A 25,906-nucleotide genomic window follows, 5' to 3' on the forward strand; every position below is an offset into this window, starting at 1 on the left:
TCGGCCGAAACGTCCCGTCCGAAAGCCGCCAGCCTTGCCTGACGATCCTCTCTAGCGTCGTGCCGATGACGCCTTTCGCCAACGATCCGACTGCCTTCGACGTGACAGACATTCCGTGGGACACGTTCCATGACGACGGCACACGCTCGGCGACACTCGTCGGGACCAGGGATCCCGGCATCATGTTCAGCTACGCATTCTTCGTCCCCGCCGGAGTATTCGACGCAGCCCACTTCCACAGCGCCGACGTCCACCTGGTCGTCGCCGCCGGCGAACTCCGGTTGGGCTACGGCCCGATGCTGAACGTGAGTGCCACCCGCCGATTTACTCGAGGTTCGTTTCTCTGGGTTCCTGCCGGAGTCGCGCACTTCGACGGTGCGGACCTGGACACCATTCTCATCGGCACCGCCGTGGGCCCCTGGACTACCGAATACGTCGTGTGATGCTCCCCGTGCAGAGGATGCCCGAACCGACACTTGGTCGTTCGCCGTACTAACGTGTCGGCATGGCCACCGAGAAATTTTCGTCGCCTATCCGTGTCGGTCTCGCCGAGCGTCATCTGTGGGTGGAACCGCAAGGCCGCCGTGCAGCAGTCGCGTTCCCCGTGATCGACCATCCGACGTGGGGCTTGTGCACCGCCGCGACGGTGAGAGCGAGCGTCAACGGACACAACGGTCAGCGCATGACCCATGCCGGTGACGTGGTGTTGTTCGGTGGCGCGATCGAGGCGGGCGAGACCGGCGCGATGGCTGCGCTGCGAGAGCTGTGTGAGGAGTCGGAGACTCTCGACCATCTCGACGATCCCAGCTATGCGGTGAGAGAACGCCTCGGAGCCTGGACAACCGAATCCGGCATCGAGGTCGAGGGTTTCCTCGTGGAACTTCCACCGGAGTTCGTTGACGTAGCGCGGCCAGATCCACGCGAAGTGGCCCGCATCGGATTCTTGCGTCTCGCCGAGTTGCTCGATGAATCGCCATCCCTCGTCTACCACCGCGTCGATGCTCGCGACACCCAGACCGACCTCGACGTGACAGACCTGCACTTCGAGTCCCCCACCATCGATCTTGTCGAGGTGACCTCGGGTGACACATGGACCCTCTGGGGCGTCGCGGGCCAGATGACTGCTCTCGCACGCGATCACCTGCTCCGCACCTCGACTTGACCGCCCCACGGGAACGGTGGAGACCGTCACGAATTCCGAGATCTTGCGACCGGGGTCGAGACCAGGTGAAGAACCCCCCGTAGCGTAAGAGGCATGTCGAGATCACCACGGAACCGCAGATCCCCCGCCGCACCGAGAAAGCGATCCTCCTCCGCGCTTCAGGCAGGGCACCTTCGCGTGATCGCGACCGGCGGTCTCGGCGAGATCGGCCGGAACATGACCGTGTTCGAATACGACGGAAAACTGCTCATCGTCGACTGCGGCGTCCTGTTCCCCGAAGAGCACCAGCCCGGCGTCGACGTCATCCTCCCCGACTGGAGTTGCATCCGAGATCGTCTCGACGACGTCGTCGCGATCGTCCTCACCCACGGACACGAGGACCACATCGGCGGCGTCCCCTACCTGTTGCGCGAACGGGGCGACATTCCCGTCATCTCGTCGCGGCTGACACTGCACTTCCTGGCTGCCAAATTCGAGGAGTTCAAGGTCTCGACGACGCTGATCGAGGTCGAGGCAGGGCAAACGCGTCAGGAAGGCCCGTTCGAGCTCGAGTTCATTGCCGTCAACCACTCGATTCCGGACGGTCTGGCCATCGCCATTCGTACCGACGCCGGGCTGGTGCTGCACACCGGCGACTTCAAGATGGACCAATTCCCGCTCGATGGTCGGATCACCGACCTCCGTAGCTTCGCACGCCTCGGCGAGGAAGGGCTCGATCTACTCCTCGTCGACTCGACCAACGCCGAGGTTCCCGGGTTCATGGTCTCCGAACGCGATCTGGTCCCGGCCATCGAGAAAGTGTTCCGCGAGACAACGGGACGAGTGATCGTGTCGAGCTTCGCCAGTCACGTACACCGCATTCAACAGGTACTCGACGCCGCGCACGCGCAGGGTCGCAAAGTTGCGTTCGTGGGCCGATCGATGGTGCGCAACATGAAGATTGCGACCGACCTGAGCTACCTCGACGTGCCCGACGGTCTCGTGGTCGATCTACCGAAGCTCAACCGACTTCCGGCCAACAAGATCACCTTGATCTGCACCGGATCACAGGGTGAGCCCCTCGCCGCGCTGTCGCGAATGGCGTCGGGCGAACACCAGATCAAGGTGGGCGACGGCGACACCGTGCTGATGGCCAGCAGTCTGATTCCCGGAAACGAGAACGCGATCTACCGCGTCATCAACGGTCTCGTCGACAAGGGTGCGCGCGTGGTGCACAAGGGAAATGCGAAGGTGCACGTGTCCGGCCACGCCAGTGCAGGCGAGCTGGTCTACTGCTACAACATCCTCGAACCCGCCAATGTGCTTCCCGTACATGGTGAGTCGCGACACCTGCGCGCCAACGCCGATCTCGCGATCAAGACCGGCGTCCCTCGCGATCGTGTGCTGATCGCCGAGAACGGTAGCGTCATCGATCTGTTCGACGGTGTCGCGCAGATCACCGGCTCCGTCCCCATCGAATTGATCTATGTCGACGGCAGTGCCGTCGGCGGTGTGACCGAGGATTCGCTGGCCGAACGTCGCCTGCTTGCGAACGAGGGCGTGCTGACTGTCATCGCGATCGTGGATCCCGATACCGGCCTGCTGGTCGACGACGTCGACTTCATCGGACGCGGATTTGCGCACGAGGCAAACGCTTTCGACTCGCTGGCCAAGGCGATCGGCAAGACCCTGACCCGCGAGAGCGACGTCAAGGTTGCTTCTCGCGAGAACATCGAGAAGCGCATCGTGCAGGAATCGGCCCGGTGGGCCAAGCAGACCCTGGGCCGTCAGCCCCTCATCGTCCCGGTGGTCGTCGACGGCTGAGCATGAATTTGCCAGTGGCGAGGTGAGCAAATTTTGCGTTCGGCCCCTGTAGATGGTTCCTGCCCCTAGAGTCGTTTGGAAAGCTCCGGTAACGATCCGGAACTTCGACCGGGGGGTCTCGATGGGGAAGTACGCGAAGTTCGGCCGTAGGTATGCGGCGGTGGTCGCTGCGGTTTCACTGGTGGTGTCGGGCGGGCATTGGTCGGCGGGTGCCGATCCACTCGGTGATTTGCAGAATCCGCCGCGCACCGCCGAATCGATCGCCGCGACACCGCTCGACGATCCGTGGGTCGTTCCGCCGCCCGGATACGAAACAGCCGCTCCAGGAACAGTTCTGCGGACCCGCAGCGTCACCGTCGGACCACTTGCCACCCCGGTCACCACCACCCAACTGCTGGTCGCCTCGACCGACGCGAAGGACCGCCCCGCTGCCATCGTCACCAGCGTCATCGTCCCGACCGCGCCCTGGACCTCGCCCGGTCCGCGCCCTGTTGTTGCCTACAACATGGCCATCGATTCGCTCGGTGCCACGTGTGAGCCATCGTGGACCATGCAACGCGGCATCGCTCCGGAATTGGCACCCGTGCAGCTGCTTCTGGCGCGGGGCTACGCCGTCGTCGTCACCGACCATCAGGGGCCACGCCATGCGTACGCCGTCGGACCGATGGCGGCGCACGCCGTACTCGACGGTCTGCGCGGCGCGGTCACGACCGCCGCGGTCGGCCTCGATCCGACTGCGCCCCTGGGTATTACGGGCTACTCGGGTGGGGCGATCGCATCGGGCTGGGCCGTGCAGGAGGCTCCGGCCTACGCCCCCGAACTGAACATTGTCGGCGCAGCGTTCGGCGGAACGCCCACCGACTTCGCGCTGCTACGTCAGTCCATGAACGGCAACGCAGCGTCGGCGGTGTTCCTCGCGGCAGCGATGGGCGTTGCGCGCGAGTACCCGGAGATGCTGTCGCTCTACAACGACGACGGGTGGCGGCTCGCACAGGCGTCGAAGGACCTGTGCATCGTCGGGATTGCACCGTTCGGAGTCGTTGCTCCGATCCGCATCGAGTCACTGTCCATCACTCCCGATGCGTTCAATTCGCCGCTGGCGCTCGCGGTTGCCGATCAGAATCGATTGGGAGACGGCGGAACCCCGACGGCACCGGTGTTCGTGTATCACGGACAGCAGGAGTTCTGGATTCCGAAGGAAGGTCCCGAGGCCGTGTTCGACAAGTGGTGTTCACGCGGAGCCGACGTCCGCCTCGAGGAATACCTGGGTGAGCACAGCATCGTTGCCGGCAGTGGAGCTCCCGGTGCATTCGCGTGGTTGGACGACCGCCTCGCGGGAATTCCGGTTCAACCCGGATGCAGTAGCTTCGGCCGCTAGAGCCGAACCTACTCGCTCCGGGCTGCGGCTCCGCGAGTCGACAGCACCTCGGTCAGTTCCTCGGCGTAGGCGAGCTGCCGCCGCAACGTGCGGCAGCTGTCCTCGGCCTTGGTATGACAGTCACGAACGAAAGCCGCGGCCGACGACCTCGCGTCGTCGGTCGCGTTCTCGTCGCCCAGAATGTCGAGGGATTCCAGTAGCTGCTTCATCTCGGCCAACGTGAAGTCGAGCGGCTTCATTCGGCGAATGACGAGCAGGCGTTCGACGTCGGTCTCGGTGTACAACCGAAATCCGCCTGCGGAGCGGGCAGAAGGCGTGACCAGGCCTACATCGTCGTAGTGACGGACGGTGCGGATGGACAGCTCGGTTTTCTGAGCTACCTGCCCGATCTGCATGTGTATGCCGTCGTCTGCCATGTGCCGCCTCTCTTCGCCCGACCAACCACCCTAGTCAGTGCTCGCCGCCCAGGTTTCCACTGAGACGATCGTGCCGCTCGGTCGACGGCGCGTTCAAACCGACGATCTCCACCGTCTTTCCCTTGGCCGCGTACTTGGTGGTGATGGCATCGAGGGTCGCCACGGTGGATGCGTCCCAGATGTGCGACTCGGACATGTCGATGACGATGTTCTTCGGATCTCCGACGTAGTCGAATTGATAGATCAGATCGTTGCTCGACGCGAAGAACAACTCGCCCTTCACTGCGTAGACGCGGGTGTCCTCGTCGGGATGAGCCACGTCGACCACCTCGGTCAGATGGGCGACCCTGCGAGCGAACAGCACCATCGCGGTGATCACTCCGACGAGCACGCCGTACGCGAGGTTGTGGGTGACGACGGTGACCGCGACGGTGGCCACCATGACGAGGGTCTCGCTCTTGGGCATGCGCCGCAACGTTTTCGGGTTGATGCTGTGCCAGTCGAAGGTTCCGACGGAGACCATGATCATCACCGCGACGAGCGCGGCCATCGGAATGAGCGCGACGATGTCGCCGAGACCGACCACCAGGATCAGTAGGAAGACACCGGCGAGAAACGTCGAGATTCGAGTGCGGGCACCGGAGACCTTGACGTTGATCATGGTCTGGCCGATCATCGCGCAGCCGCCCATGCCGCCGGTGAATCCGGTGACCAGATTCGCCACGCCCTGGCCCCAGCCCTCGCGGGTCTTGTTGGAATGCGAATCGGTGATGTCGTCGACGAGCTTGGCCGTCATCAGCGATTCGAGCAGCCCGACGAGGGCGATGGCCAGCGCGAACGGTGCGATGATGCTCAGCGTTTCGACGGTGAACGGCACATTCGGGATCAGGAACGACGGCAGCGAGGACGGCAGTTCGCCTTCGTCACCCACATCCGGCACCGCCAGCGCGAAGACGAGGGTGACGGCCGTCAGTATCACGATGGCGATCAGCGGTGCCGGCACGACGGTGGTGAGCTTGGGCAGGAAGAACATGATGAGCAGCCCCACGGCAACCATCGGGTAGACCAACCACGGCACCCCGATCAGATACGGAACCTGCGAGGTGAAGATCAGAATTGCCAGCGCATTGACGAATCCCACCATGACGCTGCGCGGAATGAACCGCATCAGTTTGGCGACGCCGAGCACGCTGAGCACAACCTGCAGTACTCCGCCGAGAATCACCGCCGCGATGAGGTAGTCGAGGCCGTATTCACGCGCCAACGGGGCGACGACCAGGGCAATCGCTCCGGTGGCCGCCGAGATCATCGCCGGTCGTCCACCGACGATGGAAATGGTGACGGCCATGGTGAACGACGCGAACAGCCCGACACGCGGGTCGACCCCGGCGATGATCGAGAACGAAATGGCTTCCGGAATCAACGCCAAAGCCACCACCAGGCCCGCCAGAACCTCGGTCTTGAGTCGCCTCGGCGAGCGCAACGCACCCAGCACCGAGACGTCTTCGACGGCGGTGACAGGCACCTGGGCAGCTCGAGACACGACAACTCCGTTCGATGGGCGCGAGGGACTGCGACAGGTACGGCGTCCACTCCGCGGGCAACTCTACTCTTACCGGAGAGAAGGTTGTCAATCGTCTTGCTGAAGCTCGTGCGCTAGATTTATACGTAAAGGGCCCACGAAACTCGCCGTGCGATGCAAGGAATGAATCGATGTTCTCGCTCAACAGGCTGTCCTGCTTCATCGCCGTCGCCGAGGAACTGCACTTCGGCCGCGCAGCCGAGCGGCTGCACATGACTCAGCCGCCCCTGAGCAGGCAGATCCAACAGCTCGAGAGCGAAGTCGGTGTGCAACTGATCGACCGCACGAGCCGGTCGGTGACCCTGACGGCCGCGGGGTTGGCCTTCCTACCCGAGGCCCGACGCATCCTCGACCTCGCCGAGGGCGCACTGCTCACTGTGCGACGGGTCCCTACCGGCGACCTGGGGACGGTCGTCGTCGGATTCACCGGCGCGTCGGCGCATGCAGTTCTCCCGCAGCTGCTCGACGCCGCGCGCGAGAAGCTGCCGGACGTGAAACTCGTGCTGCGCGAGATGGTCTCGGCGGTACAGATGGAATCGTTGGCCGTCGGCGATCTGGATCTCGGATTGGCCAGGCCACCACTCAAGCGACCGGGCATCGCGTCTCGGCCGGTGCTGCACGAGTCGTTGATCGCAGCGATGCCCGAGCATCACCCGCTGGCCGTGAAGGACGAACTGTCGGTGGAGGACTTCGACGAGCAGCCGATCATCATGTACTCACCCGTCGATGCGCGGTACTTCCACGAACTGCTGATCAGCACCTTCACCATCGTCGGGGTGTCCCCGCGCTACGTGCAGTACGTAACCCAGGTGCACACGATGCTGGTGCTCGTTCGTTCCGGCATCGGATTGGCATTGGTGCCGGAGTCGGCGTCGACCATGCGGCCGGAAGGTGTTGTGTTCCGGCCGGTTCGGACTGTCAAGGAACGCCCCGTCGAGCTCGACGCGGCCTGGCGAGTGGACAACGACAACCCGGCACTGCACCGCTTCATGACCGATGTGCTACCGGCGCGGGAGTGGTCGTGAGGGCTACCGCGGCGTCCCCACCGGCGGCTTGACGGCCGTCACCGGGCAGTGTGCCTCGAGGAGAACGCGCTGAGAGATGCTGCCCATGAACAACTTTCCGACGGGTGATCGCCGCCGGATGCCGATGACGACCAGTTGTGTCTGTTCGTCGAACGACAAGTCGATCAGATTGTCCGCGTGCGAGCGACCGGCCTCGTTGTCGTGGATTTTCGTCGTGACACCGAGCGCCGAGGTCTCTTCGCGAGCCGATTCGACGGTGGCACCGAACTCGGCGTCGGCTGCGCTGTTGTCCTCGGCCACAATGATTAGATCCGTTCCACGCATGTGCGCCTCGCGAAAAGCGAAGGGCAGCGCGCCTTTTCCTTCGGTGGTCGGCGAATAGCCGACGACGACGGTCACTTCGTCACCGGCGTGACGAGGGTGCCGTCGGCAAGGAAGCGATCGAGGTTCTCGAGCGTGAGGGCTTCCATCGCGGCCCGCGTCTCCACCGTCCCGCTGCCCACGTGCGGCAACAGCACCACGTTGTCCATCGTCAGCAGGGCGTCGGGCACGTTCGGTTCGTGGGCGAACACGTCCAGGCCGGCACCGGCCAATCGCCCGGCGGCAAGCAATTCGATCAACGCCTCCTCGTCGACGACGCTTCCGCGCGCCACGTTGATCAAATAGCCCTGCGGTCCCAGCGCTTCGAGCACGGCGCGGTCGACCAGATGCGCAGTTCCCGAGCCGCCCGACGCGGCGATGATCAGTACGTCGACGTTCTCCGCGAGCGCTGTCGGACTGGCCGCGTAGACGTAGGGCGAACCGTCGATCTCGTTGCGATTGTGGTACGAGATCTCGCAGCGAAAACCGTTGAGCCGATCGGCAATTGCCGAGCCGATGCGCCCGAGGCCGATGATTCCGACGCGCTTGCCGGTGACCTGGTGCGTCAGCGGCGTGTTGCCCTCGGCGGGCCATCGGCCGGCACGCACGAACCTCTCGGCGGAGGACAGCCCACGCATGGTGTCGATCACCAGACCGACGGCGAGGTCCGCCACACAGTCGGTCAACACGTCGGGAGTGTTGCTGACGGCGATGCCTCGGTCTGCTGCCGCGTCGACATCGGTGGTGTCGTATCCGACGCCGAAGTTCACCACGGCTCCGAGCTGCGGCAATCGCTCCATCAACGCGGCATCGACGCCGGTGCGGCCGGAGGTCACCACTGCGGTGATCGATTCGCCGTACGCATCGAGGAATTCGTCGCGACCATCCCCTTCGGGCAGTTCCAGCGCGTCGTACTCGGTGATCAACGTGTCCATCAGCGACGGCTTGAGCGGTCCGACTCGGAGCACTCGACCGCCCTGTTGCGAATCCGGTTGAGACACAGAGGAACTCTGCGAGCTGACGGTGACCATTGTTCTCCTCGCGAGATGGTGGAACGTGCGCGTTTCCTGTACGGTATGCCGCTCCTCGAATACCTGTCCAACACGGAAATAACATGGACCGATACCCAAACGGCATGAACGACGCATTGCCGATGCACGCTTGTCCAGTCTTCCTCATATCCGGCCTGGTCAGCCCACTACAGGTGTGATTCAGGCCTCATCAAAGCCGCCCTTGTGACCCACAAAACTGGCCGGAAAGTGCATTTCGTCCGGTTGACGATGAAGACAGCCCGCTCATACCGTGTGTCTACCGTCACAGATTCGGCTGCAACTCGCAGACGCGGATCCTTTTCCCACTGGAGGCCACCATGAGCCCTGCACTCTTCGTGCAGCAGGGACGGACCCACCGCGTCGCCGCAATTGCTGTTGGCGCACTGTCACTTTCACTGATCGCCAGCGGCTGCACCGTCGCCAATTCCAACAACGGTGGAGCCGCCCGCGCAGATACTCTGCGCATCGTCCTGCCCCAGGAACCTCCGACCCTCGAAGCCTGCGACGTCTCGCTCACCTCGGTCGGAGTCGTCACTCGCTCGAACATCACCGAGCCGCTCATGGAGCGCAACCCCAGCACCGGCGATCTCGAACCCAAGCTCGCCGACTCCTGGGAACAAACCTCCGATACCGAGTGGACGTTCGCCATCCACCCCGGCGTGACGTTCAGCGACGGGAGCCCCTTCGAAGCCGAGGACGCCGCGTTCTCCATCGACCGCACGGTCAATTCGGAACTGGGCTGCAACGTCGAGGGGTACGTGTTCGGCGACGCGAACCTGGTTGTCACGGCCGTCGACCCGATGACGCTGACCGTGCAGTCGCCGGAACCCGACCCCATCCTGCCGCTGCGCCTCTCGTTCGTGGAAATGGTTCCACGCACAGCCAGTTACACCGAGCGGGTACGAGAGCCCATCGGAACGGGACCGTTCGCGATCGAGCGCTGGGACTACGGCCAGAAGCTCTCCCTGGTACGGAACGAGACCTACTGGGGCCCGAAACCCGAGTACGCCAGGGCCGAGTATCAGTGGCGCAGTGAGGGCAGCGTCCGCGCATCGATGGTGACCAACGGCGAGGCCGAGATCGCCACGTCGGTCGGACCGGAGGACGGTGCGGGCGACCTCGGCGTGGCGTACCCCAACAACGAAACAACGGCGCTCCGCATCCAGGCCGCTCAACCGCCACTCGACGATATCCGGGTGCGGCAGGCGATCAACTACGCGATCAACCGCGACGGCATCGTCAAAGCACTCTTCCGCGGACTCGGCTCGCCTGCAGCGCAACTCATCTCCGAGGGTGTCGTGGGATTCAACGATGACCTGACGCCGTGGCCCTACGACATGGACCAGGCCCGCACGCTGATCGACGATGCACGGGCAGACGGGGTACCGGTGGACACCGAGATCCGCCTGATCGGACGTACCGGACAGTTCCCCAAGATCAACGAGACAGTGGAGGTCATCCAGAACTCACTGTCCAAGATCGGCATGAACGTCAAGATCGAAATGATGGACGCCGCCGGTACCGCCGAATATCAGGAACGTCCGTTCCCGGACGTCGGGCCGTATCTGCTGGTAATTCAGCACGGCAACCAGGCCGGCGACTCCGCCTTCACCGTCGATCAGTACTTCACCAGTGACGGATTCCAGAGCGCCTACGGCACAGCGGACTTCGACAAGGAGATCGCTGCCGCCGGTGCCCTCACCGGAGAAGACAGGCAGGCCGCGTACGCCCAGGTGTTCGCCGACGAACCGAAAGACATCATGCAGATGGCCTACATCGCGCACATGAACGGGGTGCTCGCCAAGGCCGCCTCGGTCGACTACACGCCGGACTCCGCCACGGTCGACGAAATGCACCTGGCCGCGATGACGCGCGCCGATACCGAGAGGCCCTGACATGTTCAGATTTCTGCGCCGACGGATCTACACCAGCCTGATCCCACTGTTCGTCGTCCTGCTGGGCGTGTTCTTCCTCGCTCGTCTCACCGGCGACCCCACCAGCCTGTACCTGCCCGAGTCGGCCACCCAGGCGCAGCGCGAGGCGTTTCGCGCCACCAACGGCTTCGATCAGCCGGTACTGACGCAGCTGCTGGACTACTTCAAGGGTGTCGTGCAACTCGACTTCGGGCAGTCGCTCCGTACCGGTGAGGACGCGTCGGCAATGGCATTGCGCGCCTTCCCCGCAACGCTGCAGCTCGCCTTCGCGACGATGTTCCTCGCCATCCTCGGCGCCGTGATCATCGGCTGCTGGGCTGCGTACCGACCGAACTCGCTGGCCGATCGCATCTCGAGCCTGCTGTCGATGACGGCGGCCAGCATCCCCGATTTCTGGTTCGCCATCATGGGCGTCTACGTCTTCGCCATCGTGTTCGGCTGGCTGCCCACCTCGGGCGTGGACAGCGGAATGCTCTCCTGGGTGTTGCCGATCGCCACGCTGCTCATTCGCCCGCTCGGAGTACTGACACAGGTGGTGCGGGGTGCGATGGTCTCGGCATTGTCGGCACCGTACGTTCGGCTCGCGAGAAGCAAAGGGGCAGGCGATCTTCGGGTCGTCACCCACCACGCTCTGCGCAACGCTGCCGCACCGGCCCTGACCGTCGCAGGCGACCTGATGGTCGGCCTCGTCAACGGCGCAGTTGTTGTCGAGGCCATCTTCGGCTGGCCCGGCATCGGAAAACTGATGATCGACGCCATCCTGCAGCGCGACTTCGCCGTTCTGCAGGCGGCCGTGCTGTTGACGGCGGTGAGCATCTTCGTGCTCAACATCGTCATCGATGCCTGCTATGCATTGCTCGACGCCCGGGTTCGCGACAAGGTGAAGGTCTAGGTAACAACATGTCACTCGACTTCGAAGCACCGAAAACGTCCGAACCCGAGGATGTTCCACCGCAGAGTCCGGTGGAAGCCCGCAAGGCGTCGGCCCCGCTGTGGAAGCTCCTGCTGCGAGACAGGGTCGCCACCGTCGCCGCCGCGATTCTGGTACTGGTCTTCCTCACCGCGATCTTCGGCCCGATGTTGGTCGGTGACGCCGCCACCGATCAAGATCTCGACCGCTCGAACCTGCCGCCATTCACCCTCGACACCGGTTGGATGAACATCCTCGGCACCGATCCACTGGGGCGCAGCATGTTGGCCCGGTTGATCGTGGCCAGCAGAACCACACTGTCGGTGGCCATTCCGGCGGTGATCCTCTCGGCGATCATCGGCTCGTTCATCGGGATGTGGGCCGGTTTCCATCGCGGTTGGCGCGAGACCGCGGCGATGCGCGTCGCCGATGTCATCCTCAGCTTTCCGTCGCTGCTGATGGCCGTCGTGGTGCTCTACGTCTTCTCGCCCAGTGCCGCGAACATCGTTCTGGTCCTGACGGTCACGCGTATCCCCATCTACCTGCGTACCGCCCGCGCCGAGTCCGCCGAACTGCAGAGTCGGCTGTTCGTGGATGCCGCCCGTACGTTCGGCGCGAAGAGCGGATCGGTGATCCGACGCCACGTGGCCCCGATTCTGCTGCCGACCCTGCTCACCGTCGCCACCCTGGACTTCTGCTTCGTCATTCTCGCCGAATCGTCACTGAGCTTCCTGGGCATCGGCATTCAGCCACCCGACGTCTCGTGGGGCCTGATGGTCTCGCAGGGCCGTACCTACCTGCAGACCGCGTGGTGGCTCTCGTTCTTCCCCGGCCTGGCCATCGTGCTGACGACGGTCTCGGCCACCGTGCTCGCCGCCTGGGCGCGCATCGCCACCGACCCGGCGCAGCGCTGGCGACTCAATGTCCCCCGCTCCAAGCGGTCCCGCCTGCTCCCCGTACGAAAGGTCGTCTCATGAGCGCACCGGCAACTGCACCACAGCGACCGGACACCGGCAGCGTCGCCCTGGACGTACGCGGACTGACCGTCGATCTGCGGACGCCGTCCGGTGTCATTCGCGCCGTCGACAACGTCACCTTCAGCGCCCGCCGCGGTGAAACCCTCGCTCTGCTCGGTGAATCGGGCTGCGGCAAGTCGATGACGGCACAGGCCATCGTCGGGTTGCTCGAGCCGATCGCCGACATCACGGGCGGTTCGGTCGAGCTGGGTAAGGTGGACCTGGTGACCGCCAAGACCAAAGTGCGACGCACCATCGCGGCCACCGAACTGGCTATCGTATTCCAGGATGCACTGACCGCACTCAATCCCGTCTACACCGTGGGAACTCAACTGGCCGAGCCGTTTCGGATCCATCGCGGCATGTCGGCGAAACTGGCTCGGGTGGAAGCTATTGCACTCATGGCCCGCGTGGGCATCCCCGAGCCGGAATCACGCGCCGACTCGTACCCGCACCAGTTCTCCGGCGGGATGCGTCAACGCCTGCTGATCGCAATGGCCGTGGCACTGAGCCCGTCGGTACTGCTCGCCGACGAACCCACCACGGCGCTCGACGTCACGGTGCAGGCCCAGATCATGGCTCTGCTGAAGGAATTGCGTACCGAACACGACATGGCCGTCGTGCTCATCACCCACGACCTCGCCCTGGTGGCCGAGGAGGCCGACCGGGTCGCGATCATGTACGCGGGCAACGTCGTCGAAACCGGACCGGTGTCCGAAGTGTTCGGTGAACCGCGCCACCCGTACACCAAGGGCTTGCTGGACTCGGTGCCTGTACACGCCGTCCGCGGTGAAGATCTGAAGTCGATCGGCGGCACCCCACCGGATCTGCATTCCATCCCCGACGGGTGCGTCTATCAGGCCCGCTGCCCCCTGGCCCGCGAGATCTGCATCAGCACTCGCCCTCAGCTCGAATCCGTCGGCAACGGCCGGATGTCGGCCTGCCACTTCCCGAACGAGGTAACCAGCCATGTCTGAGCAACTGCTGACCGTGCGCGGCCTGAACAAGACCTTCGATGTCGGCCGCGGAAAGCTCCGCGCCCTCGACGCCATCGACTTGGATCTGCGACGCGGTGAGACCCTCGGCCTCGTCGGCGAATCCGGTTGCGGCAAGTCCACTCTCGCGCGCACCCTGATGATGCTCGAAAGGCCCGACTCGGGCACCGTCGCCTTCGACGGCATCGATCCCTTCGCTCTGCGCGGCAAGGAACTCCTCGCGTGGCGTCGACGAGTACAGATGGTGTTCCAGGACCCCTACGGTTCGTTGAACTCGAGGATGACGGCCGGGGACATCATCGGCGAGCCGTGGCGAACCCACAAGAGCCTCTATAAGACTCGCCGCGACCGCTCCGCCCGAGTGCGTGAGCTGCTGCATCTGGTGGGCCTTCGACCGAGCGACGAGAATCGATTCCCGCAGGAATTCTCCGGCGGTCAACGCCAACGCCTCGGCATCGCTCGGGCCCTGGCATTGAACCCCGATGTGATCATCTGCGACGAACCTGTCTCCGCACTCGACCTCTCGGTCCAGGCGCAGGTGCTCAACCTGCTCAACGACCTACAGAAGCAACTCGGCATCTCCTACGTGTTCATCTCGCACGATCTGTCGGTCGTTCGGCACGTCGCCGACCGTGTTGCGGTGATGTACCTGGGCCGTATCGTCGAATCCGGCGCTACCGAAGCAGTATTCGAGCGTCCCGCGCACCCGTACACAGCGGCGTTGATGTCGGCCGCACCCACCCTCGACGCGTCGACCCGTGGGACGAAGATCCTGTTGAAGGGCGAGGTACCGTCGCCGCTGAACCCACCCTCGGGATGCCGGTTCCGCACACGCTGCTGGAAGGCAACCGAATTGTGCGCCAGTGAGGCACCCCCGGTGGCGCTCGACGCCGACGAGGCCGATCACATCGCCGAATGCCACTATCCACTCGCCGCAGGCAATCTCGGCCTCGTCGCTGCCGGGACGTGATGGCGACAGACCTGAGCGTCACCGGATTCGTCGTCGTCGCGCTGGCCATCTTCTTCGCATCGGCGATGCAGGCGTCCATCGGATTCGGCATGGGCATGCTCGCCGCACCCATCGTGGCCATCGTCGACCCCGGGCTCATCCCAGCGACGCTGATCATGCTCGCCGTGGTCGTCAGTGTGCTCGTCCTGGTTCGTGATCGCACTGCCCTCGACCTCTCGGGTGCAGGGTGGGCACTGGCCGGTCGACTACCCGGATCGGCGGTGGGCGCACTGCTGCTCGTGCTGTTGCCCGAGCGCGGCCTGGCCATCCTGCTCGCGCTGGTGGTGCTGAGCGGCGTCGCACTGACGTCCTTCGGTTGGGTCCCGTTGCCGCACAGACGAAACCTGGTGGTGGCCGGGGCCGCGTCGGGAATTCTGGGAACGGCCACCTCCATCGGCGGACCCCCGATGGCCCTGGTGTGGCAACGCAACACCGGAGCCGAGCTGCGCAGCACCATGAGCTGCTTCTTCCTCGTCGGCTCGCTGATCTCACTGGCGGTTCTGGCGGTGGCAGGCGCAGTGGACGGCCACACCGCGACCCTGTTCGTGTTCCTCGCCCCGGCCACAGTTCTCGGTTTCCTGCTCTCGCGGGTGGTCAATCGTGTTCTCGACCGTCGACGACTGCGCATCACCGCAATCAGCGTCTCCGCAGCCGGCGCACTCGTTCTCGTCGGACAACAGGTACTCGCCCTGATGTGAGGGCCGTGTCACGTGTTGCATCGGTCGCAATGGGTAACCGCTCACGATGACTACGAACACCACGCGCGCGCTGATCGTGGGTGCCACCGGTATTTCCGGGCAGGCCCTGTGCCACGCAGCACTCGATGCAGGCTGGACCACCTACGGACTGAGTCGCAGCGGAAGTACCCCCGTCGACGGCGTCGTGCCGGTGGCCGCGGACCTGCTCGATCCGGCCTCGCTCGAGAAGGCTCTGAAGGACGTTCGCCCCGAGGTCGTGTTCTTCACCGCATGGATGAAGAAGGACTCCGAGCAGGAGAACATCGAGGTCAACTCGGCGACCCTACGCAATGTGCTGAATGTTCTCGGGCCCCTCGAGTCGGTGAAGCACGTCGCGCTGATGACCGGACTCAAGCACTACCTCGGACCGTTCGATGCCTACGGTGAGGCAGTGATGGCCGAGACGCCGTTCCACGAGACCGAGGACCGCCTCGACACCCCGAACTTCTACTACGCGCAGGAAGACGAACTGTTCGCCGGTGCCGAGAAGTTCGGATTCGGTTGGAGCGTGCACCGCGCCCACACCATCTCCGGCTTCGCGGTCGGCAACGCGATGAACATGATGCTGACGCTGTCCGTGTACGCGTCGATCTGCAAGGAACTCGGTGAGAAGTTCGTCTTCCCCGGTTCCGAGACCCAGTGGAACGGGCTCACCGACCTCACCGACGCCGACCTGCTTGCCGAGCAGATGGTCTGGGCCGCAACCGATGACAATGCGCACAACGAGGCCTTCAACATCGCCAACGGTGACGTGTTCCGCTGGCGATGGCTGTGGCCGCAGTTCGCCGCGCACTTCGGCGTCGAGCCCGAGGGCTTCGACACCGAACCGCGTCCCCTCGAACCCCGCATGTCCGACGCGGCTGCCGCGTGGAAGCGCATCGCGGAGAAGCACGATCTGGTGGAGAGCGATGTCTCCCGTCTGGCGTCGTGGTGGCACACCGACGGCGACCTCGGCCGCGATATGGAATGCCTGACGGACATGAACAAGTCCAAGAAGGCCGGCTTCCTCGGCTTCCGATCCACGCCCGATGCCATCGCCTCGGTGATCCAGCGATACCGAGACGCGCGCCTGATTCCCTAGAGCGGCTGCGCCGCTCTAGGGAGTGGAACTTCGTAGTGGGCTACGAGTTTCCGCTCACATGGCGGTGGTGCCCTCGGTCAGATCCCGCACCTCGGCGTAGCGTTCGCGCACCGCCGGGGTCGGGTCTGCCTCGTATGTCTTCGACGCTGCCTGCGCCCAGGTCGGCGGCTCGCTGGTCCCGGCCAGGGTCCACGCCGCCTGACGCGCGGCTCCGTCGGCGACATATTCACCCGGCTCGGGCACGATCACCGGAACGCCGAGAATCGCCGGGGCAAACTCCCGCAACGCAGCAGATTTTGCGCCGCCGCCGATCAGCAGCACCCGCTTCGTCTGCACCCCCTGTGCACGCAGATGGTCGATACCGTCGGCCAAACCGCACAGCAACCCCTCGACGGCCGCGCGCGCCAGATGGCCTGGCGTCGAATTGCCAAGCCGCAGTCCGTGAATCGCACCGGACGCATCAGGACGGTTGGGGGTGCGCTCGCCTTCGAGGTACGGCACCAACACCAGGCCTCCGCTGGTCGTCGACAGCGCCAATCGAGACAGTTCGTCATGATCTACGCCCAGAAGCCGCGCCGTGGCATCGAGCACCCGGGCAGCGTTGAGGGTGCACACCAACGGCAGCTGGCGGCCGGTGGCGTCGGCGAATCCGGCGACGAGACCCGAACCGTCGGCTGCCGCAACCGAGGTCACGGCCGATACGACGCCGGAGGTGCCCACCGACACGATCACGTCACCGGGCTGCGCATCGAGGGCGAGCGCTGCCGCGGCGTTGTCCCCGGTCCCCGGTCCGATCAGTGCCCCGGCCGGTGTACGGCCGATCGCCTCGTTCGGCGCAGCCACGCGGGGCAACAATGGATTGCGACCACGAAAGCCCAACTGCAGCAAATCTGTTCGATACTCGCCGGACGCCGCCGAGAAGTAGCCGGTGCCGCTGGCGTCGCCACGGTCGGTGGCCAGGGCGTCGAGCCCCGATGCCCCGCCGAGCTGCCAACTCAGCCAGTCGTGTGGAAGGCACACCGCCGCAGTGCGATCGGCGTTGTCCGGCTCGTGGTCGGCCAGCCACCGCAATTTGGCAATCGTGATCGAGGCCAACGGAACCACTCCGACGGCGTCGGCCCAGGCTTGCCCGCCGTCGCTGCCGGCCTGCTCGCCCAACTCCGCAATCAAATCGTCTGCCGCCTGAGCCGACCGAGTATCGTTCCACAGCAGCGCCTTACGGACCACGGCCCCCGCGTCGTCGAGGCACACCATGCCGTGCTGCTGCGCACCGACCGACACCGCGTCCACGTCGTCGAACCCGCCTGCATCGGCGACCGCCTCGTCCAGCGCGTCCTTCCACCGCTGCGGATCGATCTCGGTGCCGTCGGGATGACCGGCTCGGCCCTGGCGGACCAACTCCCCCGACTCGGCATCACGAACGAAAACTTTGCACGATTGGGTGGAGGAGTCGATTCCGGCAACAAGAGCCACGGTGAGCTGGTCCTTTCCTACGCAAGTGTGATCTACGACCCTACCCGCGAGGAGTGGTTGCCTCGGTCACCAGCGTGCGCGCGTAGGCGATGGCCTGCGGAGTGGTGTCGAAGACGCGTCGAGCATCGTCGTCCTTGGTGGTGAACACGCCCAGCGCCGTCAGAGGACGCAGATGCTCGGTCTTTGCTCCGGAGATCAGGACTGTGATGTGGCGGTGTTCGAGTTCGGTGATGGTGTCCTTGAGGACGATGGCCCCGGTGGCATCGATTGTGGTCACCCGCGACATGCGCAGGATCACCACCTTCACGTCCGAGACGTCGGCAAGTTCGAGCAGGAAGCTGTGGGCGGCACCGAAGAACAATGCGCCGTCGATTCGATACGCGACGATGTGTTCGCGCAGCAGGTCGCCTTCTTCCTCCGAGACTGCGTCGAGCGCGTCCAGGGGAACCTGCTCGACCGTGGCGGATCGTGCGACAGCGCGCAGGGCCAGTACGGCAGCGAACCCGACTCCGACGGCCACTGCCGTCACCAGATCGAAGACCACCGTGACGAGGAAGGTCGACGACATCACCACGGTGTCGCCGCGGCCTGCGCGGGTGATCGCTCGGATGGATGCGGTCTCGACCATGCGCACCGTGGTCGCCAGGAGCACCCCGGCCAGGGCCGCGAGTGGAATATCGGCCACCAACCCTGCGGCGGAGTACATGATCGCGGCAAGGATCACCGCATGGGTGAGTGCGGCGAGCCTGGTCCGGGCCCCGGATCGAACGTTGACTGCAGTCCGGGCGATGGCGCCCGTGGCAGGAATCCCGCCGAACAGAGGAGCGGCGATGTTCGCGAGCCCCTGCCCGAACAGTTCCCGGTCGGGGTTGTGTCGTGCGCCGACGCCCATCGAGTCCGCGGCGGTGGCAGACAGCAACGATTCCAAGGCCGCCAGCGCGGCAACGGCACACGCTGGAGCCAGCAAGGCCGTGACGTCGCCGAGGTGAAAGAAGCTCAGGCTGGGTGCGGACAACGACGACGGAATGGTGCCGATGCGGGCGATGTCGAGGTCGAAGAGTTGTGTGGCCACCGTCGCTCCGGCGACCGCGACCAAGGAGAACGGGATTTTCGGTGCCAGTCGGCCGCCGACGAGCATGACGATCGCCACGGCGATAGCCACGGCCGGGGTCAGGACACTGGCGTGTGAGACGAACAGACGGGCGGCGTCGAACGCCGACTGCCACACCTTGTCACCGTGGGCATCGGTGATGCCCAGAGCAGCCGGAACCTGTTGCAGCGCAATGACCACGGCGATGCCTGCGGTGAATCCTTCGATGACGGGCGCGGGCATGTATCGGACGGCTCGGCCGACGCCTGCACCGGCGAGGGCCAGCAGAATGACCCCGGCCATGAGCCCGACGGCGAGCACACCGGTTGGCCCGTACTCGGCGACGATCGGTACGAGTACCACCGTCATGGCACCGGTAGGCCCCGACACCTGAAAGCGGGAGCCACCGAATACCGCGGCGACGACGCCGGCGACGATCGCTGTCGTCAGGCCGGCTGCGGCACCCAGCCCCGTGCTGACGCCGAATCCGAGGGCCAGTGGCAACGCGACCAGCGCCACGATCAGGCCTGCCAACAGGTCCGCGCCTGGAGCGCGGAACGCGGGCTTCCACTCGCTCCACCGGGGCAGGAGCGCGGATACGGCCATCAAGGCGTCGTTCGCGCGGGTGTGTTTCGTCGGTTCGGACATGCGACGCTTTCTGAGAACTCATCGACCCTGATCTAGCTGATTGCTAAGTTTAGCAAGTAATGAATCAGCGCGACAGGGAGACGCTCGACACCGTTTCGGACCGCTGGGTCAGGTGCGCGATCCGGACTCGCCGTCCAGCTGTTCGACCTGGTTGGCCACCACCCCGGACAGGATCTCCCGAGCCACCACCAGTAGGTCTGCCACTTTCGGCGACGTCAGCGTGTACGTCACGGACAGCCCCTCGCGAGTTCCCTCGATGAGACCCGCGCGTCGCAGAATCGACAACTGCTGCGACAGATTCGCCGGTTCGATGCCCACCTCGAGCAGCATCTCGGACACCGCGTGTTCGCGTTCGCTCAACAACTCCAGCACTCGAATGCGTGCGGGATGCGCCAACGTCTTGAAGAAGTCGGCCTTCATTCGGTACAGCGGTCGACTCGAATCCGTGGCCATGACTTCCCTCCGTGCCACCCACCGCCGCGCGGCAGGCTACTTGCGAACACTAGCAATCAGCCGACGCGACAAGTGCCATCCCTGCCCTCACCGAAACTCCGCTACCTTCACTGACATGCGCGGAGAACCCGACGAATCCACCGACTTCAGGCTGACCGTGGCCACGGCGGCTCTCGACCTCTTCTCGGTCAAGGGCTACGAGTCGACGACGGTGGACGACATAGCCGGAGCCGCCGGAATCTCGCGACGGACGTTCTTTCGCCAGTTCCGTGCCAAGGAAGACGTCGTATTCGCCGATCACGAAATACTGCTCGAGCAGGCAGGCGCATTTCTCGACTCGAACGAAGGCGATCCCTGGCAGGCGGTGTGCGACGCCGCGCAGCAGGTGTACGAGCGATTCTCCGACTGGCTGGAGATGTCGCGCCTGCGCTATCAGGTGGTGCACCGCAACCCTGCGCTGCGCGATCGAGAGATCGTCACCGTGTTTCGCTACGACCGACTGTTCGTCGAATATCTGCAGCGAGTGCGGCCGGATCATTCGCACCTGGAGATTCTGCAGTTCTCCGCTTCGGTGACCGCAACACACAACTACATCCTCCGACGGATGATTCGCGACGGCCTGCCCACGTCGGTCAGCGACCTGCGGTCCGCGCTGGCGCAGGTACGCGCGCAATTCCTCGGCGAGATCGTCGTCGCGTCGTTCCCGCGGGGCATGTCCGTCGCGAAAGTCGTCGACGCGTTGGCCGATCACACAACAGACTGACTCACCCGACGGTGTGGCACTCAGTGCCGTATAACGTGGACCCACCCTTGAAACGAGCGAGCTGCAGACGTACGATGGGTGCATCCTTGGCACTGAGTGCCCTGATCGGTCAGTGCTGATCCCCCTACATTCAAGGAGCGTGGCCGATATGGCCGGAAATCCCGACTTCGATCTGTATCAATCGCCCGAGGAGCACGACGAACTGCGTGCGGCCATTCGGGCACTGTCGGAGAAGGAGATCGCTCCGTACGCCAAAGAGGTGGACGAGGACTCACGCTTCCCGGAAGAGGCCTTGAAGGCCCTCAACGCCTCCGGCTTCAACGCCATCCACGTTCCCGAGGAATACGACGGTCAGGGTGCCGACTCGGTCGCAGCCTGCATCGTCATCGAAGAGGTCGCTCGTGTCTGCGGCTCGTCCTCGCTGATCCCCGCCGTCAACAAACTCGGCACGATGGGCCTGATCCTCAAGGGCTCCGAGGAACTCAAGAAGCAGGTCCTGCCGTCACTCGCAGGCGGCGCGATGGCGTCGTACGCCCTGTCCGAGCGCGAGGCCGGCTCCGACGCGGCAGGCATGCGTACCCGCGCCAAGGCCGACGGTGACGACTGGATCCTCAACGGCTCCAAGTGCTGGATCACCAACGGCGGCAAGTCCGATTGGTACACCGTCATGGCAGTGACCGATCCCGACAAGGGTGCCAACGGCATCTCCGCGTTCATCGTGCACAAGGACGACGAGGGATTTGTCGTCGGCCCCAAGGAGAAGAAGCTCGGCATCAAGGGCTCCCCGACGGCCGAGCTGTACTTCGAGAACTGCAAGGTCCCCGGCGATCGCATCATCGGCGAACCGGGCACCGGCTTCAAGACCGCCCTGGAAACGCTCGATCACACCCGCCCCACCATCGGCGCTCAGGCTGTCGGCCTGGCACAGGGTGCCCTCGACGCTGCCATCGCGTACACCAAGGACCGCAAGCAGTTCGGCACCGCGATCTCTAGCTTCCAGGCCGTGCAGTTCATGCTCGCCGACATGGCCATGAAGGTCGAAGCCGCACGCCTGATGGTCTACAGCTCCGCAGCCCGCGCCGAGCGCGGCGAGAAGAACCTCGGTTTCATCTCTGCAGCAGCGAAGTGCTTCGCCTCGGACGTCGCCATGGAGGTCACCACCGACGCCGTGCAGCTCTTCGGCGGCGCCGGGTACACCACCGACTTCCCGGTCGAGCGCATGATGCGCGACGCCAAGATCACCCAGATCTACGAGGGCACCAACCAGATTCAGCGTGTCGTCATGTCGCGGGCGCTGCTCAAATGAGCGACATCGAACTCGTAGGCGTCATCGGTGGCGGCACCATGGGTGCCGGTATCGCCGAAATGTGCGCTCGCTCCGGTAGTTCCGTGCTGATCCTCGAGACGAGCCAGGCGACGGCCGACGCCGCAGAAGCTCGCCTGGACAAGTCCTTCGCTCGCGCCGTCAGGTCCGGCCGTATCGAAGCCGATGCAGCCGAGAAAGCCCGTGCTGCAATCACGTTGACGCTCGACATCAACGATTTCGCAGACCGCGACCTCGTGGTCGAGGCAGCACCGGAGATCGAATCGCTCAAGCTCGATCTGTTCGGCAAGCTCGATTCCATCGTCAAACCCGAGGGAATCCTGGCCACGAACACCTCGTCGATCCCGGTCATCAAGATGGCCAACGCGACGAAGCGCCCCGACAAGGTGGTCGGGGTGCACTTCTTCAACCCGGTGCCGGTGCTTCCGTTGGTGGAGATCGTCGTCAGCTTGCTCACCAGCGAAGAGACTGTATCCGCGGTGACGGATTACGCGGGCAACACGTTGGGCAAGAAGACGATTCGCGCCGGAGATCGCGCCGGATTCATCGTCAACGCATTGCTCATCCCGTACATGGTCTCGGCCATCCGCATGCTCGAGTCCGGCTTCGCCAGTGCCGAGGACATCGACGAGGGCATGGTGAACGGTTGCGCTCACCCCATGGGTCCGCTGCGTCTGACCGACACCGTCGGCCTCGACGTCACCCTCGCGGTGGCCGAGTCGCTCTACGCGGAGTTCCGTGAGCCGCACTACGCTCCGCCGCCGCTGCTGCAGCGCATGGTGGACGCGGGAATGCTGGGACGCAAAACCGGCAAGGGTTTCTACACGTACTCGTAGCAGTCCTCCCGAGTCTGCGTGAATGGTCCATTCACCCCCGTCAGGGCCGGTGAATGGACCATTCACGTCTTCGAAAGGCGCACACTGGAGCCGTTCCACAACATTGGGAGGCTTCATGAACATCGATCTCGACGGCCGGACCGCATTGATCTCCGGCTCCAGTCAAGGCATTGGACTGGCGATTGCCACCGAATTGGCCCGTGCCGGTGCTCGCGTCGTGCTCAACGGCCGGAGCGCATCCGCGCTGGATTCGGCCGAGGAACAACTGCTCACCGAAGTACCAGGCGCACGAGTGATCGTCGTGGCAGCCGATCTCGCGACGGCCGAAGGGGTCGAGACGCTGCTCGCCACGGTCCCAGTGGTCGATATTCTGGTGAACAATCTCGGAATCTTCGGAGCCAAAGCCGCCCTCGACATCGACGACGACGAATGGCGTCGCTACTTCGAGGTGAACGTGCTCTCGGCCATCAGACTCATCAGAACGTACTTGCCGGCGATGACCGAAGCCGGCTGGGGCAGAATCCAGAACATCTGCAGCGATTCTGCAGTCGTCATTCCCGAGGAAATGATCCACTACGGAATAACGAAAACAGCACTGCTGGCGGTGACCCGCGGATTCGCGAAAGCTGCTGCAGGAACTGGCGTTACGGTCAACTCCGTGATCGTCGGGCCCACTCACACCGAGGGCGTCGAGAAGTTCGTCGCAGAACTCGTCGGCGACGATCTGCCGTGGGACGAGGCTCAGGCGACATTCATGAAGGAACATCGTCCGCAATCGCTCATCGGACGGTTGATCGAGCCGAAGGAAATCGGCAACATGATCGTGTACCTGAGTTCGGAGCAAGCGTCCGCGACCACCGGGGGCGCTCTACGAGTCGACGGCGGCTACGTCGACTCGATTCTGCCCTGACTTCCGGCCCCGTCGCGTGCCATTGCCTGCGGCACCACACAGCTTGTCCGGTCGGTCACAGTTTGTGGCCGACCGGTTCGGGGCATGCGTGAAGTACACGGAATCGAGCAGAGGTTCTTCACGCATTTCACCGTATTCGGAGACGATTCGACAGTGAGCGATCAGTACACCTTTACCAACCCCGTCACGCAGTACCGTCAGGACGGCTTCCCTGAGCAGCATCAGGATCCGCCCGGTCTGGCCGCAAACCTTCAACCCCTCGCCGACCACGGTGAGGACAGCTATCGCGGTTCCGGCCGCCTGACCGGCCGTAAGGCCTTGGTCACCGGTGCCGATTCCGGAATAGGCCGTGCAGCAGCGATTGCCGTCGCCCGCGAGGGTGCCGACGTGGTTCTCAACTACCTGCCGTCAGAGGAAAAAGACGCTCAGGAAGTTGCGCAATTGGTCCGCGACGCCGGACGCACAGCAGTCTTGGCTCCGGCAGATATCACCGACGAGCAGGCCGCGCGTGGGATCGTGCGTACCGCCGTCGACGAACTCGGTGGCCTCGACCTGCTGATCAACGTTGCCGGTAAGCAGCAGTTCGTCGAAGATCTGGCCGACCTGTCGTCCGAGCAGTTCGATCAGACGTTCAAGACCAACGTCTACGCATTGTTCTGGATCATCCAGGAAGCGGTGCCGCACATGCCTGCTGGTTCCACCATCGTCAACACCAGTTCGATCCAGGCGTACACACCCTCACCCGGTTTGGTGGATTACGCGACCACGAAGATGGCCATCAACACCATCAGCAAGGCGCTCGCGCAGCAGTTGGCACCCAAGGGAATTCGCGTCAATGTTGTTGCCCCGGGACCGTTCTGGACACCGCTGCAGGCAGCCGGCGGGCAGCCGACCTCGGCGCTGCCGGAGTTCGGCAAAGAGACACCGCTCGGACGTGCGGGGCAACCCGCCGAGATCGCCGGTGCCTACGTCTACCTGTCGTCGGCCGAATCGGGTTACGTCTCCGGCGAGACATTGAACGTCAACGGCGGCATGCCGACGCCGTAGTCGACATCCGTTCTGCGTGAATGGACCATTCACACCCGTCTGGGCTTGGGAACGGTCCATTCACGCATCTGGAGACGTCAGTCCTTCGGCCCACCCGCTGCGTAGACGACCTGGCCCGAGATGAAGCCCGCTCCCTCGCTGACGAAGAACGAGGCCAGGTGCGCGATGTCGTCGGGGTGTCCGACGCGATTGACCGGAATCTGCGACGCCGCAGCAGCTTTGAAGTCCTCGAACGGCATTCCGACGCGCTCTGCAGTCGCTGCCGTCATCTCCGTCTCGATGAATCCCGGGGCGATGGCGTTGGCTGTCACGCCGAACTTGCCGAGTTCGATGGCCAGGGTCTTGGTGAATCCCTGCATGCCGGCCTTGGCAGCGGAGTAGTTGGCCTGGCCGCGGTTGCCGAGGGCAGACGTGCTCGACAAGTTGACGATGCGGCCCCACTTGGCGTCGATCATGTGCTTCTGGACCGCGCGGGTCATCAGGAACGATCCACGCAGGTGTACGCCGAGCACGGAATCCCAGTCTTGCACCGTCATCTTGAACAGCAGGTTGTCGCGCGTGATTCCGGCGTTGTTGATCAGTACGGTCGGCGCACCGAACTCGCTCGCGATGCGATCGACCGCAGTCTGGACCGATTCCTCGTCGGCGACGTTGGCACCGATGGCCACTGCCTGCCCACCAGCAGCTTGGATTGCGCCGACGGTGTCGCTGCACGCGGCCTCGTCGAGGTCCACTACCGCAACTCCGAAACCGTCCTTGGCCAGCCGCTTCGCCACCGCAGCGCCGATGCCACGCGCACTACCGGTGACGATGGCCGTCTTGATCTGATCGCTCACGAATATCTCCTAGGAACACGCCGAATCGAATTACCTGTCATCTGTTTCTACCAACCCCGGCGGCGC

25 protein-coding genes are annotated in these 25,906 nt (G+C 64.3%); 17 read left to right on the plus strand and 8 right to left on the minus strand.

Going from position 1 to position 25,906, the window contains the following annotated elements; genetic code table 11:
- The first annotated feature begins 65 nt into the window (after positions 1-65).
- The 4 genes from CH286_RS06570 (at position 66) to CH286_RS06585 (ending at position 4,343) form a co-directional block, all read left to right on the plus strand.
- The gene (locus CH286_RS06570) at positions 66-443 is read left to right on the plus strand and encodes a cupin domain-containing protein (protein ID WP_052057865.1); all 378 of its coding nucleotides are present in this window, start codon (positions 66-68) and stop codon (positions 441-443) included.
- 62 nt (positions 444-505) lie between these two features.
- Complete coding sequence (locus CH286_RS06575; protein WP_052057867.1) at positions 506-1,162, plus strand: NUDIX domain-containing protein; 657 nt, start codon at positions 506-508, stop codon at positions 1,160-1,162.
- Between the two features lie 177 nt (positions 1,163-1,339).
- The gene (locus tag CH286_RS06580; RefSeq protein WP_037147387.1) at positions 1,340-2,965 is read left to right on the plus strand and encodes a ribonuclease J; all 1,626 of its coding nucleotides are present in this window, start codon (positions 1,340-1,342) and stop codon (positions 2,963-2,965) included.
- Between the two features lie 121 nt (positions 2,966-3,086).
- The gene (locus tag CH286_RS06585; protein WP_037147390.1) at positions 3,087-4,343 is read left to right on the plus strand and encodes a lipase family protein; all 1,257 of its coding nucleotides are present in this window, start codon (positions 3,087-3,089) and stop codon (positions 4,341-4,343) included.
- Between the two features lie 8 nt (positions 4,344-4,351).
- Here CH286_RS06585 and CH286_RS06590 read toward each other — a convergent pair whose 3' ends face one another.
- Entirely contained in the window at positions 4,352-4,759 is a 408-nt protein-coding gene (locus CH286_RS06590) for a MerR family transcriptional regulator (protein ID WP_032405212.1), read from the minus strand.
- Positions 4,760-4,793: 34 nt separating this feature from the next.
- Positions 4,794-6,302 (minus strand): SulP family inorganic anion transporter, encoded by a 1,509-nt coding sequence (locus CH286_RS06595; protein WP_037147392.1) that lies wholly within the window; start codon positions 6,300-6,302, stop codon positions 4,794-4,796.
- 170 nt (positions 6,303-6,472) lie between these two features.
- Here CH286_RS06595 and CH286_RS06600 point away from each other — a divergent pair, with 170 nt between their 5' ends.
- Positions 6,473-7,366 (plus strand): LysR substrate-binding domain-containing protein, encoded by an 894-nt coding sequence (locus CH286_RS06600; RefSeq protein ID WP_094608710.1) that lies wholly within the window; start codon positions 6,473-6,475, stop codon positions 7,364-7,366.
- 3 nt (positions 7,367-7,369) lie between these two features.
- Here CH286_RS06600 and CH286_RS06605 read toward each other — a convergent pair whose 3' ends face one another.
- Positions 7,370-7,765, minus strand: coding sequence for a universal stress protein (locus tag CH286_RS06605; protein WP_032405209.1), 396 nt, complete (start codon positions 7,763-7,765; stop codon positions 7,370-7,372).
- The gene (locus CH286_RS06610) at positions 7,762-8,757 is read right to left on the minus strand and encodes a 2-hydroxyacid dehydrogenase (protein ID WP_176458164.1); all 996 of its coding nucleotides are present in this window, start codon (positions 8,755-8,757) and stop codon (positions 7,762-7,764) included. Before CH286_RS06610 ends, CH286_RS06605 begins: the two co-directional genes overlap by 4 nt.
- 338 nt (positions 8,758-9,095) lie before the next feature.
- Here CH286_RS06610 and CH286_RS06615 point away from each other — a divergent pair, with 338 nt between their 5' ends.
- The 7 genes from CH286_RS06615 to CH286_RS06645 are packed head-to-tail and all read left to right on the plus strand — an operon-like array spanning position 9,096 to position 16,460.
- Positions 9,096-10,673, plus strand: coding sequence for an ABC transporter substrate-binding protein (locus tag CH286_RS06615; protein ID WP_037147395.1), 1,578 nt, complete (start codon positions 9,096-9,098; stop codon positions 10,671-10,673).
- Between the two features lies 1 nt (position 10,674).
- Positions 10,675-11,604: an ABC transporter permease gene (locus tag CH286_RS06620; protein WP_032377499.1), complete on the plus strand. Its 930-nt coding sequence runs from the start codon at positions 10,675-10,677 to the stop codon at positions 11,602-11,604.
- An 8-nt stretch (positions 11,605-11,612) separates the two neighbouring features.
- On the plus strand, positions 11,613-12,599 hold the full coding sequence (locus tag CH286_RS06625; RefSeq protein WP_032405207.1) for an ABC transporter permease: 987 nt from the start codon (positions 11,613-11,615) through the stop codon (positions 12,597-12,599).
- Positions 12,596-13,615, plus strand: a complete 1,020-nt coding sequence (locus tag CH286_RS06630) for an ABC transporter ATP-binding protein (protein ID WP_094608711.1) — start codon at positions 12,596-12,598, stop codon at positions 13,613-13,615. Before CH286_RS06625 ends, CH286_RS06630 begins: the two co-directional genes overlap by 4 nt.
- Positions 13,608-14,603 (plus strand): ABC transporter ATP-binding protein, encoded by a 996-nt coding sequence (locus CH286_RS06635; protein WP_032405205.1) that lies wholly within the window; start codon positions 13,608-13,610, stop codon positions 14,601-14,603. Before CH286_RS06630 ends, CH286_RS06635 begins: the two co-directional genes overlap by 8 nt.
- On the plus strand, positions 14,603-15,340 hold the full coding sequence (locus CH286_RS06640; RefSeq protein WP_080734217.1) for a sulfite exporter TauE/SafE family protein: 738 nt from the start codon (positions 14,603-14,605) through the stop codon (positions 15,338-15,340). The genes CH286_RS06635 and CH286_RS06640 overlap by 1 nt, the downstream gene beginning before the upstream one ends.
- A gap of 46 nt (positions 15,341-15,386) precedes the next feature.
- On the plus strand, positions 15,387-16,460 hold the full coding sequence (locus CH286_RS06645; RefSeq protein ID WP_032405204.1) for an SDR family oxidoreductase: 1,074 nt from the start codon (positions 15,387-15,389) through the stop codon (positions 16,458-16,460).
- Between the two features lie 54 nt (positions 16,461-16,514).
- On the opposite strand, the gene CH286_RS06650 is transcribed toward CH286_RS06645, so the two are convergent.
- The 3 genes from CH286_RS06650 to CH286_RS06660 form a co-directional block, all read right to left on the minus strand.
- Positions 16,515-17,933, minus strand: coding sequence for a xylulokinase (locus CH286_RS06650; RefSeq protein ID WP_094608712.1), 1,419 nt, complete (start codon positions 17,931-17,933; stop codon positions 16,515-16,517).
- A 40-nt stretch (positions 17,934-17,973) separates the two neighbouring features.
- Positions 17,974-19,671, minus strand: coding sequence for a SulP family inorganic anion transporter (locus CH286_RS06655; protein WP_094608713.1), 1,698 nt, complete (start codon positions 19,669-19,671; stop codon positions 17,974-17,976).
- 108 nt (positions 19,672-19,779) lie between these two features.
- Positions 19,780-20,124: an ArsR/SmtB family transcription factor gene (locus CH286_RS06660; RefSeq protein ID WP_032405201.1), complete on the minus strand. Its 345-nt coding sequence runs from the start codon at positions 20,122-20,124 to the stop codon at positions 19,780-19,782.
- Between the two features lie 115 nt (positions 20,125-20,239).
- Here CH286_RS06660 and CH286_RS06665 point away from each other — a divergent pair, with 115 nt between their 5' ends.
- The 5 genes from CH286_RS06665 (at position 20,240) to CH286_RS06685 (ending at position 25,004) form a co-directional block, all read left to right on the plus strand.
- Positions 20,240-20,887 carry a TetR family transcriptional regulator gene (locus CH286_RS06665; protein ID WP_032377491.1) on the plus strand — a complete coding sequence of 216 codons (648 nt, stop codon included), beginning with the start codon at positions 20,240-20,242 and terminating at the stop codon, positions 20,885-20,887.
- Positions 20,888-21,035: 148 nt separating this feature from the next.
- Entirely contained in the window at positions 21,036-22,193 is a 1,158-nt protein-coding gene (locus CH286_RS06670; protein ID WP_032378347.1) for an acyl-CoA dehydrogenase, read from the plus strand.
- 5 nt (positions 22,194-22,198) lie between these two features.
- Positions 22,199-23,047, plus strand: a complete 849-nt coding sequence (locus tag CH286_RS06675) for a 3-hydroxybutyryl-CoA dehydrogenase (RefSeq protein ID WP_303396144.1) — start codon at positions 22,199-22,201, stop codon at positions 23,045-23,047.
- A gap of 115 nt (positions 23,048-23,162) precedes the next feature.
- Positions 23,163-23,957: an SDR family NAD(P)-dependent oxidoreductase gene (locus CH286_RS06680; protein WP_094608745.1), complete on the plus strand. Its 795-nt coding sequence runs from the start codon at positions 23,163-23,165 to the stop codon at positions 23,955-23,957.
- An 84-nt stretch (positions 23,958-24,041) separates the two neighbouring features.
- The gene (locus CH286_RS06685) at positions 24,042-25,004 is read left to right on the plus strand and encodes an SDR family oxidoreductase (protein ID WP_255182589.1); all 963 of its coding nucleotides are present in this window, start codon (positions 24,042-24,044) and stop codon (positions 25,002-25,004) included.
- A gap of 77 nt (positions 25,005-25,081) precedes the next feature.
- Here the strand turns inward: CH286_RS06685 and CH286_RS06690 are convergent, their stop codons facing one another.
- Positions 25,082-25,840: an SDR family oxidoreductase gene (locus CH286_RS06690; protein ID WP_032396725.1), complete on the minus strand. Its 759-nt coding sequence runs from the start codon at positions 25,838-25,840 to the stop codon at positions 25,082-25,084.
- Positions 25,841-25,906: the final 66 nt, after the last annotated feature.

Source organism: Rhodococcus sp. WWJCD1, from assembly GCF_002258735.1.
Lineage (GTDB): Bacteria > Actinomycetota > Actinomycetes > Mycobacteriales > Mycobacteriaceae > Rhodococcoides.